This is a genomic window from Saprospira grandis, assembly GCF_027594745.1.
Lineage (GTDB): Bacteria > Bacteroidota > Bacteroidia > Chitinophagales > Saprospiraceae > Saprospira > Saprospira grandis.
The window spans coordinates 15,340-29,836 of sequence record NZ_CP110855.1 but is presented as its reverse complement, the minus strand read 5'-3'; the positions used below and the strand labels follow the sequence as shown (position 1 = coordinate 29,836).

Here is a 14,497-nt window from a genome sequence, read left to right as displayed (position 1 = left end):
AGTGAGAGAAAAATTAGTGGTCCATTACTGAGTATAGCAGGGCGCAAAGCGCCCGCAGGCCTAGCGATGTGCAAGGGGGGCCGTCAGGCCAGACCGAGCCAGCTTTGCTGGCGAAGGGCCGAGCAGACCTGCGAGCCCTGAAACGTAGCGCCGCAGCTTTGCTGCGGAGGCCCCAAATCTTAATTCGCTTGAATATGTTGCACAATATTTTTGAAAAACTTCAGGCCCCAGCCCTCCTCGGAAAGTTGGGGATTTTGGCGTTTCATTTTGGGCCAATTTGGGTGATTATAGAGGCTTAAAAAAGCTTCTGGATGGGGCATCAGGCCGAACACCTGGCCCGTGGGGTCGCAAAGTCCAGCGCAAGAAAGCTCCGAGCCGTTGGGATTAGCGGGGTATTCAGTGGCCAAGTCGCCATTTTCTAGGCAATAGCTCAGGCAATTGAGTGATTTTGTGCGGACAATCTGCTTGAGCGTATCATCGCCAAAAAGGAGGCGGCCTTCTCCGTGGCGGACCGGCAGTGGGATAATATCGATGCCTTTGAGGAAGGGGCTTTCGGAATCGGGATTGACCTTACAGTAGACCCAGCGGTCCTCATATTGGCTAGAGAGATTGGGCAAAAGGCTAGATTGCTGGGCAAAACTGAGGCGGGTATTGGGCAAAAGGCCCAGGCGCACCAACATTTGGAAGCCATTGCAAATGCCCATAATAAAATGGCCATTATTGAGGAAAATTTTGAGCTCATCGAGCAGGCTATTGCCGTTGGGAAGCTTTTTATATCGGATTTTATTGGCCATCACTTTGCCCGAGGCCAGATCATCTCCGAAAGAGAAGCCGCCGGGGAAGTGAATCAATTGATATTGGTGAATATCGTGGCCCTCTACAAGGACCTCATTAAAGTGGTGGATATGGGCTTGGGCGCCCGCCATTTGGTAGGCGGCGGCGGTTTCTTCTTCGCAGTTAATCCCAAAGCCAGTCAGCACAAGAACTTGTACCATAATAAGTTATTTAATATAAGGTCCAGAAATTAGAGAGAAAGCGTTTGCGACCAGGCGGTTTCCAACTGCTCATTGCTCAATTGGATCAGTTTCTCTTGGCCGAGCTCGATCGTCAACTGTTGGTCTTTGCTCACTTGGCCCAAGAAAAAGGCAGCATCGCCCATAATTTCTTCAAAAGCAGCTTGATTTTCGGGGGCGATAGAGACCAAAAAGCGAGAATTTGACTCGGAAAACAGCAGTTGCCAGGCCGTCAAATCGCCCAATTGATCCAATTGAATATTGGCGCCCAAATCGCCACCGAAACAAGACTCGGCCAAGGCAACGGCTAGGCCGCCATCGGATAAATCGTGGCTAGAGGCGATCAACTTAGCTTCATTAGCCTGCATAACCTTGAGATAAAGGGCTTTGGCGGCTTCTTTTCGGACCTTAGGAACATTAGCGCCCAACTCGCCAAATAGCTGATAAAACTCAGAGGCACCCAATTCATTATAAGTAGTACCCAATTGATAAATCAGGTCGCCAGGCATTTTAAATTCTGCGCTAATGCTCTGGCGAACATCCTTCATTTTGGCCGTAAAAGAATAGAGAATAGTGGGCGGGACCGAAATCTTTTGGCCCTCTGCCTTAAAGTCGTTTTTCATGCTATCCTTGCCCGAAGTGAGGGGGGTATCGAAAAAGCTGGCCATATCATAAAGGGCTTGGCACATCTGCACCAATTTGGCGAGTTTGAGTTTGCCATCTGGATTATGTTCGGGATGAAACTCTGAATCGGGAACACAAAAATTATCGTTAATGGACCAGAAAATATCATCGTTTTCTGTCATATTGGGTAGGCGGCCACCCACCGAAATAATTTGGCGAATCGCCTCATCAAAGGCGCTGGCCGACATCTGGTAGGCATCAATATCGCCATAGCGGGGAATAATGCCATTAGAGACGGCCACCCCCTGATAATCAGAGAAATCAAAGCGGAGAACGGCCGCATCTTGAGGGGCTTTACCCTTGGCGCCCATCAGCGGCTTGAGAATTGTTTTGCCTTTGACCTCATGGTCATATTGGCGGATAATACTTTCTCTAGAGCAAATATTTAGGCTGCTCATCAGGTCTAGGAGCAGTTGGTTGTAATCTAAGTTTTTGGGAAGCTCTGGCTCTTGGAGTTCTGGTTTTTTCCATTCGGCCCACATTTCTTTTTGGGGAACACCTTCATGCAAAAACTGCATACTCAACAAGGCAATTTGTTCCTCTTCATAGCGAATATCTAGGTAGCCATCATTGGTGAAATAGCCAATATCGGAGAGCTCTACTTCATATTGTTGCGCGAGCGCTTTTAAGGCGGGCCATTTTTCTGTTTCCACCACTAAAGTCATGCGTTCTTGCGACTCAGAGACAAAGATTTCCCAGGGGCGAAGACCTGCATATTTTAGCGGCACTTTTTCCAATTGGACCAAAGCCCCGCCGCTAATTTCGGCCAGTTCGCCCACCGAAGAAGAGAGTCCCCCTGCGCCATTATCCGTACTACATTTAATGAGTCCTTGAGCCGTGGCCACCCGCATAAAATCGTAAAGCATTTTTTGGGTGATGGGGCTACCAATTTGGACCGCTGACATAGGCGAATGCTCATCAATCTCGATAGAAGAGAAGGTTGCGCCATGAATGCCGTCTTTGCCCACTCTACCGCCGGCCATAATGATGCGATCATTCGCATCAATTGGTTTTTCCCAGCTATTTTTGCCCAAATAATCGTAAGGCATAATGCCCGCAGTACCACAATAGACCAAAGGTTTGCCGCTATAGCGTTCATCAAAGACAATTGAGCCGTTGACTGTGGGCACGCCCGACTTATTTCCACCATCTTCGATCCCCGAAACCACCCCTTCCATGATTTGGCGGGGGTGCAATTGGCCCTTGAGTAGGGTTTTGTTGTAGTTGGGTGGGCCAAAACAAAGGACATTCGTATTAAATAGCAGTTGAGCGCCCCCAACTCCCGTTCCTAGTGGGTCGCGATTGTTCCCCAAAATGCCCGTAATCGCTCCACCATAAGGGTCAAGCGCAGAAGGCGAGTTATGCGTTTCTACTTTCCAGACAAACAGATGTTTATCCGTAGCTTTAACCACTCCAGCATTATCAGAAAACACCTTAACCAGCCAATCATTACCTTTTTCGGCCAAAGAAGCGGCCACATTATCGGTAGCCCCTTTGATAAAGGTCTTAAAAAGCGAATGAATCTCTTGCTCTTCGCCAGTTTCTAGGTTTTTATAGTGAATCAGGGCATTAAATTCCTTGTGTTTGCAGTGCTCGGACCAAGTTTGGGCCAGTACTTCTAGCTCGCAGTCGGTTGGTTGAGCGGGCAAGCCTTTGGTTGCTCTAAATGTTTGGACCGCCTCGCTGCCATAATAGTCTCTAATGGCTTGCATTTCGGCTAAATTGAGGGCCAAAACCATTTCTTTAGACAGTTGCAACAGCTCTTCATCACTCAAAGGGGCCAAATCAATCAGTTGACGCTCTTTATTGGCTTGTATTTGCACTTTGGGAACATAAAAAGGGCGATCAAAACCGCCTTCTTGGGCCTTGAAATAGCTAAAATGATGAATTAGTGGGTTGCCCAAGAGGCGCTGGGCCAAAGCCTTGAGCTCTTCGGCGCTCAAATCCTTTTCTATGAGATAGATGGTTTGGCTAAAAATGCGTTGTTCTTCTGGCTCAAAGGGCAAATTGAAGAAATCGGCCCAGGCCATTTGGGCCGAGCGGCCCTCATCATCTGTAACGCCAGGCAATTGGGCAATGGCCACCGCCGAGGCAAAACCTCTGGGCCAGTTTAATTGATTGATCTCAATTTGGTCCGTCAAAGGATCTTGGATACAAGCCTCTGCAAAGGCCAATAGCTGCTCTTCTTGGGCCTCTTCGGCCAAAGAAAAGAGCTGAACCAAACGAATTTCGCCCGTTTTAAGGCCCAAATGTAGCTCTGCTGCTTGCACAATCTTCTGGCCCTGCCAATCGGCTAAATCGGGGCGCAGATAACGGAATATATGTGGGTAGTTGCTCATTAAATTAGGTATCTGGTCCAACAAAAAAAGACTGCCCAATTTGGGCAGTCTTTTCTATGCTTAGAAATTGTAGTTCAATGTTTTTTCCTCCAAGACAATCTGAATATTGGGTGTAGCCGTAATTTCTCCCGCTCGAACTAGCTGATAAGGAGTATCTTGGGCCAATGCTAAAGCAGCATCTAACTGCTCGGCTGGCAAAACGGCTAAAAAGGCATTTCCCATGTTCCAGTATAAGTAGGCGTCTTCTAAGGTAATTTCCCCTAAGCTCATGACTTTTTTCATCATTGGCAAGGGCGCAAAGAGATTTTCTAGACGAGCCCCCTTATTTTTTCGCTTAAGCAAACGCCTGAAGTTGTCGGCTATGCCGCCGCCTGTAATATGGACCAAGCCGCTGGGCAAAATATCATGGCTTAACCATTTGTTGATGAGTGGGGCACAGATCAGCGAGGGCGTTAACAGTTTTTCGCCCCAACTGCAAGTTTCATCATAGGGCGCATGCTGCCAATCTGGACCAAAGTTTTTTTCCATGATTCGCCTAATCAGCGAAAAGCCATTGCTTCTAAATCCACGGCTCTTGACGGCCACAACAACTTGTCCCTCTTCTATTTGGCTGCCATCTATGGGCTGGGCCAATTGCGAGGGCAAATGCCCAATGGCCGTAGAACACCAGTTGAAGTGCATCCCCTCGCCATAGCCCGAAATGCGATTGCCCAATTCGGCAATTTCGCCTCCCGTGATGCTCACGCCCGTAAATGCACAGGCTTCCGACAAGCCTTTCATCAGCTCATTGATGACCGCTTGGTCCAAATGATCTACATCAATAATATTGGATAAGTTGGTGGGTTCAAAGCCTGCTGTAGCCAAATCATCGGCCACCATGGCCAACAAATCAAAACCCAAAGTATCGTATTTTTTGCTTCTTTCGGCCAACTCAATTTTGGTCCCGATTCCATCCGAAGCAATGCCAATTCGCTCTTGGCTAAATAAGAGCAGATTCGAAAATCCGCCTTCCAAATTGGGCGCCAAAGCCCCGGCCTTTCCTGCCCTTTGCACAAAGGTCTTTTTGGCCCAAGCATAGGCATCCTGAGAACAGGAATTGCCCAAATTGATATCCATTCCGCTAGCCGCTTTCTTTTGCATATTGCTTTTTCTTAATGATTCAAAAATCTGGCTTTGGAAGAACTTTTTGTCTTTTTTGGGGCCTCCTGCCTGCGGCAGGCGCTACGTTTCAGGGCTCGCAAGTCTGCTCGGCCCTTCGCCGCTTTCAGCGGCTCGGTCTGGCCCTGCGGGCCACCCTTGCACATCGCTAGGCCGCTCCTCTTTGGGGCAGAGGTTTAGCATTCTGCTCTGGCCTGCAAGCATTAAAGATTCCGTTATTTCTTTAAATCTTTAATTCTTTATTTAACGGAATCTTTATTCCGTCAATGGGGCCAATAGTCCTCATTTCCATCCGCCCAAAGAGATCAATTTATGAGGGTTTTAACCCTCATTTATAAGGCATCGCGAAGCGATACCATATTGCTGTGGGTTTTAACCCACAGTATCGGCTGAGGGATGGACAAGGGTGGCCCGCAGGGCCAGACCGAGCAAAAATGCTGCGCATTTTTTGCGAAGGGCCGAGCAGACCTGCGAGCCCTGAAACAGCCCGACCCGCCCGCAGGGCGGGGCAGCCCCAAAAACATAAAGAACTGACAATCAATAGATAAGTTTGAGCTCAGTCTTTAATGAGCTGCAAAACTAGGGATAATTAGCTAGACTAACCCAAGAGCACAATTTGAATTAACAATTAGTTAAACGCCTAGGGCCGAAAAGCCCCCTTTTTTCTAGCAGAAGATGCTTACTTTTGCTTGCAATTTTTTCACAAGCGGCAGTGCATGCCTCCCTTTTAATCTCATCTCTATGGAAAAATTGCTGAAAACAGGCCTCACCTTTGACGACATTCTGCTCGTCCCTGCCTATTCTGAGGTCCTTCCGCAAGAAGTCAGTTTATCGACTCAACTTACCGCCAAGATCCAATTGAATATTCCTTTGCTTAGTGCAGCTATGGATACCGTTACGGAGTCTAGAATGGCCATTGCTATGGCCCGTCAAGGTGGTTTGGGCATTATTCATAAAAACATGTCCATTGCCCAGCAAGCCGAGGAGGTGGACCGGGTAAAGCGCTCGCAGAACTTCATCATTTCTAATCCATTTTACCTCAGTCCCGATCATTTTGTGCATGAAGCCGAAGCTTTGATGTCGAAATATCGCATTTCGGGCGTGCCGATTTGTGATGAGAACAAAAAACTCTTGGGCATTTTAACCAATAGAGATCTGCGTTTTGAGACCAATTTTGACCAAAAAATTGGCGAAGTGATGACCAAAGAAGGCCTAATTACGGCTCCTATCGGCACCACTTTAGAAAGCTCTAAGGCTATTTTGCGCCAACATCGGGTAGAGAAATTGCCCTTGGTGGATGAGCAAGGCCGTTTGGGTGGGCTCATCACAATTAAAGATATTGAAAAGGCCGAACGCTACCCCCAAGCCGCCAAAGATGAGCAAGGTCGTTTGTTAGTGGGGGCTGCCTTGGGCACCTCGGCAGATACTATGGAAAGGGCCGCTGCTTTGGTCCAAGCGCATGTAGATGTGGTTACCGTAGATACGGCGCATGGACATTCGGCCAAGGTCTTGGCCACCATCAAAGCACTAAAACAAGCTTATCCCGATTTGCAAATCATTGCGGGAAATGTAGCGACTGCTCAGGGAACGTTGGCCCTGATTCAAGCTGGGGCCGATGCCGTTAAAGTGGGCATTGGCCCTGGTTCTATCTGTACCACTCGGGTGGTAGCGGGTGTGGGTGTTCCTCAAATTACGGCCATTTACGATTGTGCGCAGGCCGCCAAGGCCCATAATATTCCCATCATTGCCGATGGGGGAATCAAATACTCTGGCGATTTGGTCAAGGCTTTGGGCATGGGCGCCAGCGCTTGTATGATGGGGAGCATTTTTGCGGGTTGCGATGAGAGTCCAGGCGCTATGGAGCTCTACAAAGGCCGAAAATTCAAAGTATATCGAGGAATGGGCTCTATTGCGGCCATGGAACAAGGCAGCAAAGACCGCTACTTCCAAGATGAGCAAAAAAACAGCAAAAAACTGGTCCCTGAAGGCGTAGAAGGTCGAGTAGCTTACAAAGGCTATGTAGAAGACAGTATTTTCCAATTAGTGGGCGGGATTCGCCAAGGGATGGGCTATGCAGGCACGGCAACGGTGGCCGAATTGAGCGAAAAAGCGCAATTTGTCCGCATCACCAATGCTGGCCTCAAAGAAAGCCATCCACATGATATTCAAATTACCAAAGAGGCGCCAAATTATAGCCTAGACGCTTAAAGATAAAACTATGCAAAAAGAAGTCGTTCTGGTCCTTGATTTTGGGGCCCAATACAATCAACTCATTGCTCGAAGATTAAGAGAGGCCTCGGTTTACTCAGAGGTCGTTTCGGGCCAAATTAGCGCCGAAGAGGTCAAGGCCAAAGGAGCCAAAGCCATTGTACTTTCTGGTGGTCCTGCAGTCGTTTATGCAGAGGGCGCGCCCTCTATGGATCCCGCTATTTTAGATTTGGGCTTACCCATTTTAGGCATTTGTTATGGGGCGCAGCTCTTGGTCCATTTGTCGGGAGGCAAAGTAGCGCCAGCCTTGGCTAGAGAATATGGCCAAAAAGAGCTGCAAGTGCAGCCAACAGCTATTTTCAAGTCGGTTCCCGCTCAATCTGATTGCTGGATGAGCCACACTTATCAAGTGAGCGAACTGCCAGCGGGCTTTGAAGCCATTGCGAGCACTGATCATTGTCCCGTGGCGGCTTTTGCCCAAAAAGAAAAGCAAATTTATGGCTTCCAATATCATCCAGAGGTCATGCATACGGCCTTTGGCCAGCAAATGCTTCACAACTTCCTCTATGAAGTGGCGGGCCTAAAAGGCGATTGGCAAACGGATAACTTTATTGAGGCCAGTTTGGCCGAAATTCGAGCAAAGATTGGCAATAAGAAAGTACTTTGTGCCTTATCTGGAGGCGTAGATTCTTCGGTAGCGGCCATGTTGGTCCATAAAGCAGTAGGCAAACAGCTAACCTGCATTTTTGTAGATAATGGCTTGCTGCGTAAAAATGAGGCGGAGCAGGTGGAGCAGCTATTTCGCCAAGAGCTGGATTTGCAGCTCATCTGTGTAGATGCTAAAGAGCGATTTTTAAATCAATTGGCTGGCGTTAGCGATCCAGAAGAGAAGCGCAAGCGCATTGGCGAGACCTTTATCCGTGTTTTTGAAGATGAGGCCAAGAAAATCGGTGAAGTGGACTTTTTGGTCCAAGGAACGATTTATCCAGATGTGATTGAAAGCGGGGCGGGACATGCTGCCGTGATTAAATCTCACCATAATGTGGGCGGCTTACCCGATGTCGTCGATTTTAAAGAGTTGATTGAGCCACTTCGCCTGCTTTTTAAGGATGAGGTGCGGACCGTTGGAGCGGCTTTGGGCTTGCCCAGCTATTTGGTTAATAGACAACCTTTTCCTGGACCAGGTTTGGCCATTCGAGTAATTGGAGAAGTAACAGAACCCAAATTGGCCATTTTGAGAGAGGCCGATTATATCTTCCGAAGCGAAATTGAAGCCGCCGATTTAGAGGAAGAGGTTTGGCAATACTTTGCTGTACTCACAGGCATCCGAACCGTAGGTGTTATGGGCGACGAAAGAACCTATCATTATACTTTGGGCCTAAGAGCGGTCTCTAGTGTAGATGGCATGACGGCGGATTGGTCCAGATTACCACTTCCCCTTTTGGCCAAAATCTCTAACCGCATTGTCAATGAGGTGGAGCAGGTCAATCGCATTGTTTATGATATTACTTCTAAACCACCTGCAACAATTGAGTGGGAATAAATAGAAAAGGGCTGTGTATACAGCCCTTTATTTTATATCGTTTAGAACAATTTTCTAATGCAGCAGATCTCTAAAACACCATCCTTTTTTTGACAAACAATAGCGTATTGCTTAGGATCACTTTTGCGGCGGATAAGCGTATACTCTCCTTCAGATTCCATAGAACCCGCTTGTCCATCTGCCCAAGCGCCTGTTTTAGTAGAAGCATTTTCTTTCCAATAACCCGCTTCAACTAATTTAGCAATAGTGGCTTCATCCGCAAATTCCCAGTCGTCGGGTAGTCCATCATCTGTTTTGATAATGACTTGCATTCCTTGGCTGGCCAAAGCTTCTCGCTCTTCATCAGTTGCAATTCTGTATTGAGATGGATCTCTTTCTGCTGGGTTAGTAGGTTGAGTTTGCGCAAAAACACTATTGACTGCCAAAAAAGCCACAAATAAAAACAGGATCCTCATAATTTAAATATTTAGTTGAGTTATTTAATCATCTAACCCATTAACGTACTTTGATAGAAATGTTACAAACAAAAATAGCGAATATTAAATTAGCCAACTGTATATACAATGCTTCTGGTCCAGCCTGCAGCAGCTTAGAAGAGTTGCAAGCCCTTGGACAGTCTGCGGCGGGCGCTATTTTGTCCAAAAGCGCCACCCTAGCGCCTAGGGCGGGAAATCCCGCTCCTCGCTATGTAGATACGCCCTGGGGCAGCATCAACTCTATGGGCTTGCCCAATAAGGGCTATGCTTATTATTTGGCGGCCGCCAAGGAATTGGCCAGTTTCCAAAAGCCTTATATCGTTTCGCTTTCGGGCATGAGTTTGGCCGATAACCTCAAGATGATTGCGGCCATGCAAGAAGAGGAAAATATTGCGGCCATAGAGCTAAATTTGTCTTGTCCCAATTTGCCAGGCAAACCGCAAACGGCCTACGATTTTGAGCAAACCGAAAAAGTGTTAGCGGCTGTTTTTGCCCAAAACAACAAGCCTTTGGGGGTCAAATTACCGCCCTATTTCGATCTGCTGCATTTTGAGCAAATGGCCCAAATTCTCAATCAGTTTTCCTTGTCTTTTGTGAGCTGCATCAACAGCATTGGCAATGGTTTGCTCATTGATTGGGAAAAAGAAGAGACCTTAATTCGGCCCAAAGATGGCTTTGGCGGTTTGGGCGGCGATTATATCAAAGCCACCGCCTTGGCCAATGTTCGGCAGTTTTATTTGCTCTTGCGGCCAGAGATTTCGGTGGTGGCCGTGGGCGGCATCAAATCGGGCCAAGATGCTTTTGAGCATATTTTATGTGGGGCCAAGGCCGTACAAATTGGTACGCATCTGATGAAAACTGGTCCAAGTTGTTTTGCGCAAATTAGCGCCGAATTAACGGCCATTATGCAAGCCAAGGGCTATCAATCGATAGAAGATTTTCGAGGAAAATTGAAGACCGCCGCTCCTATTTAAAGACGTTCTGCCTATTGGCTGGAAGGTCTTTTTTTTTAAGGTTTGGGGCTGCCCCGCCCTGCGGGCGGGTCGGGCTGTTTCGCAGCTCGCTGTTCGCTCGGCCCTGCGCCGCCAAAGGCGGCTGGGTCTGGCCTTCGGCCACTGCTGTCCATCCCTCAGCCGATACTGTGGGTTAAAACCCACAGCAAAAAGGTATCGCTTCGCGATGATTTAGAAATGAGGGCTAAAGCCCTCATGAACTCGCCTCTAGCTGCAAAATTGGAGCATGCAAGGAATAAAGATTCCGTTATTTCTTTAATTCTTTATTTAACGGAATCTTTATTTCGGCTAATCGCTGTAAATCAGTGATTTAGGATTTTGGGCCAGCGATGTAAGCCAAAAGTTTGTACAAAAGATGAGCGGCCTAGCGATGCGGCGGGGTAGCCCGAAGGGCCAGACCAAGGAGCCGAAGGCGACGCAGGGCCGAGCAGACCTGCGAGCCCCAAAGCGTAGCGCCTGCCGCAGGCAGGAGGCCCCAAAAAAACATTAAAACAACATCATCACAACTAATAAAACTATGCAAAAGAAAGAAGCGCTTTTACTGAAATTGGAAGAATTGGGCGTATTGCAATTTGGGCAGTTTACGCTAAAGAGCGGCTTGTCCTCGCCTTTTTATTTGGATTTTAGACGGGTGGTGGCCTACCCCAAACTGCTGCAAGAAATTAGCGAGCAACTTTGGGAATTGATCAAAGATTTGGAATTTGACCATTTGTGTGGGGTGCCTTATGCAGCCCTTTCGCTCAGCTCGGCCTTGTCGATGATGCACAACAAACCGATGATCGTCAAGCGCAAGGAAGTGAAAAAACATGGGACCAAAAAAATGGTGGAAGGCGTCTTTGAAGAGGGCCAAAAAGCCGTTGTTATTGATGACGTCATTAGTAGCGGCATCTCGATGATTGAGACTTTGGAAGTCATTGAGGCTGAAGGCTTGGAAGTGGATTATGTCATTTCGATTGTGGACCGTATGCAAGGGGGCGTATCGACCTTGGAAAAACAAGGTTATCAGGCTTTGTCGGTCTATACCATTGCGGAGATTTTGGACATTTTGTATCGACATGATCGCATAGATGAGCAGATGTATAATCTGACCTTGGCCTTTGTGCAAAATAACCAGATTGGTTATGAGCAATTGCGCTTGCAGCGCAAGGCTGTTCCCCGCCTCAACTACTCGACCATCAAAGTGAATACGCAAAACGGAGTGACCAAGCGCCTGATCGACATCATGGAGCAAAAGCAAACCAACCTTTGTTGCTCTGCGGATGTAGGAACCAAAGCTAAGTTGCTGCAATTGGCCCAAGAAGTGGGACCATATATTGCCGTTTTGAAAACGCATATGGACAGCATTGAAGACTTTGATCAAGAGCTGGTTGTTGAGCTACAAGCTTTGGCCAAACGCCATAACTTTCTCTTGTTTGAGGACCGCAAATTTGCCGATATTGGGCATATTGTTCAACAACAATTTAAAGCTGCCCCTTACTGCATTGCCGATTGGGCCGATTTGATTACCGTGCATGTGGTGGCTGGCGCCTCTAGTGTAGAGGCCTTAAAGCAAATTGCGCTAGAAAAAAGTGTGGGCTTGATTGTGGTCGCCCAAATGTCGACCGTAGATACCTTAACTAGCAGAGAGTACATGAAAAAAGCCTTGGCTATTGCCCAAGATCAGCAAGAAGTAGTTGTGGGTGTGGTTAGTCAAAACAAACGGCCAAGAGATGCAGGCCTTTTGATGTTTACCCCAGGCATTAAGCTAGGCGGTGGCTCTGATAATTTGGGCCAGCAATACAATAGTCCCCAAGAAGCCTTTGAAAAAAGAGGCATTGATTTGATGATTGTGGGCCGAGGAATTTACCAAGATGAACAGCCCGCCCAAAAGGCCGCCGAATATCGAAAAGTAGGTTGGGAAGCCTATTTGAAGCGCTTGTAAAACAAGCAAAAAGTGGAAGAAAATACTTATTATGCAAGCAGTATGGGAGTTGCCCATACTGCTTTTTAGTTTTATAAAGATGGCGAAAAAACAGGGAATACTTAAAGTACAAGGCAGCGAAATTCGATTATACCGTGAGCAACAAGAAGATTTTATCTCACTAACCGATATTGCACGCAAATTCAACCCCAAAACAGGGCAGTTGATCCTCAACTGGTTGCGCAATAGAAGCAGCATTAGCTTTTTGGGGGCCTGGGAAAGTCTACACAACCCTAATTTTAATGTACTCGAATTTGAGAACATTAAAAATCAGACTGGCGATCCAACCTTTACGCTAAGCTTGACCGAATGGATTGAGAAAACGGGCGCGCTTGGCATCCGCTCTAAAAAAGGACGTTATGGTGGGACCTATGCGCATCAGGATATTGCTTTTGAGTTTCTTTCTTACCTCAGCCCTACCTTTAAACTCTATGTTTTCAAGGAGTTTCAGCGCCTCAAACAGCTTGATGAAGCCCAAAAACAAGAGGCCTTAGGCTGGAACCTCAAGCGTATGCTGACCAAAGTCAATTATACGGTGCATACCGATGCCATCAAAGAAGAGTTGATTCCACCTAGAGTAAGTGGACAAGGATTTATCTATGCTGGAGAAGCCGATATTTTGAATGTGGCCGTTTTTGGCCTAACAGCTAAGTTTTGGCGGCAACAAAACCCCGATTTAAAAGGCAATATTAGAGATTATGCAAGCACCGAACAGCTATTGGTCCTCGCCAACTTAGAAGCCGTCAATGCAGAATTGATTCGGATGCAATTGAGTCAAGATGAGCGGGCCGATATCCTCAATCAAGCGGCCATCAAACAAATGCAATCTCTTTTGACCTCTAGGTCATTGCCAAAAATGGAGGATCCCAAACGCTTAGGCAACTAATCATCAACTATTTATCTAAGCGCAAACGATAATAATCCAATTGATGCGGCTGCCGCCCCCAGAGCAACTCCCGATCATCATCAAAAAGGAGGTAAAGCTCGCCTTTTGGCCCAAAACAAAGGCCTTCTGCCTTATGCGGAACCTTAAAGGGCTGTTTTTTAGCCCCTTGCAAAACCGCTAAATTGGCCTTTTTTGCCCCTTTTTGGTAGGGAAAACGCCAAACGTAGCTGCTCAGGGCTTGGCCCTCGACTTCCATGCTGCTTGCCAGATAAAAGGCCTGTTCCTCTGCTCGATAATCTAAGGAAGAAAGTCCCAAAGGGAGGTCTTTGGCCCAAGCGGGCAAGTCAAGCGCTAGCTCCTCGATATTGAGGTCCAAAACGGGCATGCCCGCTGCATTATAGTCGTATTTCAAAGATAAAATACGCAGCTGATAATCAAATTCTTTATAGCTTTTGCCCAAGGCCCGCAGGCCCAAAAACAGCTGTTGACCTGGCCCTTCTGCCAAGCCTTCTAGCTTAAAATAAGGTTGGCCCAAATAGTCTTTAATGGCCTTTTGTAGGGCCAAACTCCCCTTTTGTCCAGAACCTTCTTGCACTTCTGCGCCCACTAAAAAGGGCTGTTTTTCGCCATTTTTCCAAAACCAAAGTTGGTTGTAGCCGGCCCAATCATCATCTTTCAAGCGATCAAAAGCCGTCATGGCCCAAAGTCCTTTTGGCCCAGTGGCCAGGGCTTCCAATTTTTCCACTTCGGCCAAATAATTGACCGGAAAATACTGGGCTTTTCCCCCTAATTGAGCCTCCATTTTGAGCAAAGGACTCCCCAAATTTGGCGGCAAAGACTTATCCGAAACCAAATAAAAATGATCGGCCCAATAGGCCAAAGCCGAGCCCTCGCAGAAGGTCCAGCGCTGCTCGATCGAGTCAAAATGAGGGGCAAAGCAATCTATGCGGCCCGAATCCAATTGCGCTAGGGCAAAAGCCGCGACTTCTTTTTGGTTTTGGGGTTTTGGTCCTCTACAGGCCGCAAAAAGAAGCAATATACTGAGGATAAAAAGATTTGTTTTCATAGTTTTTTGATGTTTTGGGGCTGCCCCGCCCTGCGGGCGGGTCGGGCTGTGCGGGGGCTCGCAGGTCTGCTCGGCCCTGCGCTTTTTCGCTACGCTCAAAAGCTTGGTCTGGCCTTCGGCCACCCCCTACCATCCCTCAGCCGATACTGTG

Annotated in this window: 10 protein-coding genes; 5 read left to right on the top strand and 5 right to left on the bottom strand. The window is 47.5% G+C overall.

Annotated features, from left to right (window positions below; translation table 11 throughout):
• Positions 1-179: 179 nt before the first annotated feature.
• The 3 genes from OP864_RS16830 to OP864_RS16820 are packed head-to-tail and all read right to left on the bottom strand — an operon-like array spanning position 180 to position 5,176.
• Positions 180-995: a phosphoribosylformylglycinamidine synthase subunit PurQ gene (locus tag OP864_RS16830; RefSeq protein ID WP_270100816.1), complete on the bottom strand. Its 816-nt coding sequence runs from the start codon at positions 993-995 to the stop codon at positions 180-182.
• 29 nt (positions 996-1,024) lie between these two features.
• Entirely contained in the window at positions 1,025-4,036 is a 3,012-nt protein-coding gene (locus OP864_RS16825; protein WP_270100857.1) for a phosphoribosylformylglycinamidine synthase subunit PurL, read from the bottom strand.
• A gap of 60 nt (positions 4,037-4,096) precedes the next feature.
• Positions 4,097-5,176, bottom strand: coding sequence for an AIR synthase-related protein (locus tag OP864_RS16820; RefSeq protein ID WP_270100856.1), 1,080 nt, complete (start codon positions 5,174-5,176; stop codon positions 4,097-4,099).
• 759 nt (positions 5,177-5,935) lie between these two features.
• Here OP864_RS16820 and guaB point away from each other — a divergent pair.
• Together guaB and guaA are read left to right on the top strand one after the other, a co-directional pair.
• Entirely contained in the window at positions 5,936-7,402 is a 1,467-nt protein-coding gene (gene guaB / locus OP864_RS16815) for an IMP dehydrogenase (RefSeq protein WP_015695500.1), read from the top strand.
• A 10-nt stretch (positions 7,403-7,412) separates the two neighbouring features.
• On the top strand, positions 7,413-8,945 hold the full coding sequence (gene guaA / locus OP864_RS16810; protein WP_270100855.1) for a glutamine-hydrolyzing GMP synthase: 1,533 nt from the start codon (positions 7,413-7,415) through the stop codon (positions 8,943-8,945).
• 41 nt (positions 8,946-8,986) lie between these two features.
• Here the strand turns inward: guaA and OP864_RS16805 are convergent, their stop codons facing one another.
• On the bottom strand, positions 8,987-9,400 hold the full coding sequence (locus OP864_RS16805; RefSeq protein WP_270100854.1) for a hypothetical protein: 414 nt from the start codon (positions 9,398-9,400) through the stop codon (positions 8,987-8,989).
• Positions 9,401-9,459: 59 nt separating this feature from the next.
• Between OP864_RS16805 and OP864_RS16800 the strand changes: the two genes are divergently transcribed.
• From OP864_RS16800 to OP864_RS16790, 3 genes are all read left to right on the top strand, one after another.
• On the top strand, positions 9,460-10,395 hold the full coding sequence (locus tag OP864_RS16800) for a dihydroorotate oxidase (RefSeq protein WP_270100853.1): 936 nt from the start codon (positions 9,460-9,462) through the stop codon (positions 10,393-10,395).
• A gap of 556 nt (positions 10,396-10,951) precedes the next feature.
• Positions 10,952-12,355 (top strand): orotidine-5'-phosphate decarboxylase, encoded by a 1,404-nt coding sequence (gene pyrF / locus OP864_RS16795; protein ID WP_270100852.1) that lies wholly within the window; start codon positions 10,952-10,954, stop codon positions 12,353-12,355.
• Between the two features lie 31 nt (positions 12,356-12,386).
• Complete coding sequence (locus OP864_RS16790) at positions 12,387-13,280, top strand: KilA-N domain-containing protein (RefSeq protein WP_270100851.1); 894 nt, start codon at positions 12,387-12,389, stop codon at positions 13,278-13,280.
• A gap of 7 nt (positions 13,281-13,287) precedes the next feature.
• On the opposite strand, the gene OP864_RS16785 is transcribed toward OP864_RS16790, so the two are convergent.
• A complete protein-coding gene (locus tag OP864_RS16785; RefSeq protein WP_270100850.1) occupies positions 13,288-14,346 on the bottom strand; it encodes a hypothetical protein in 1,059 nt (352 codons plus the stop codon).
• Positions 14,347-14,497 lie beyond the last annotated feature (151 nt).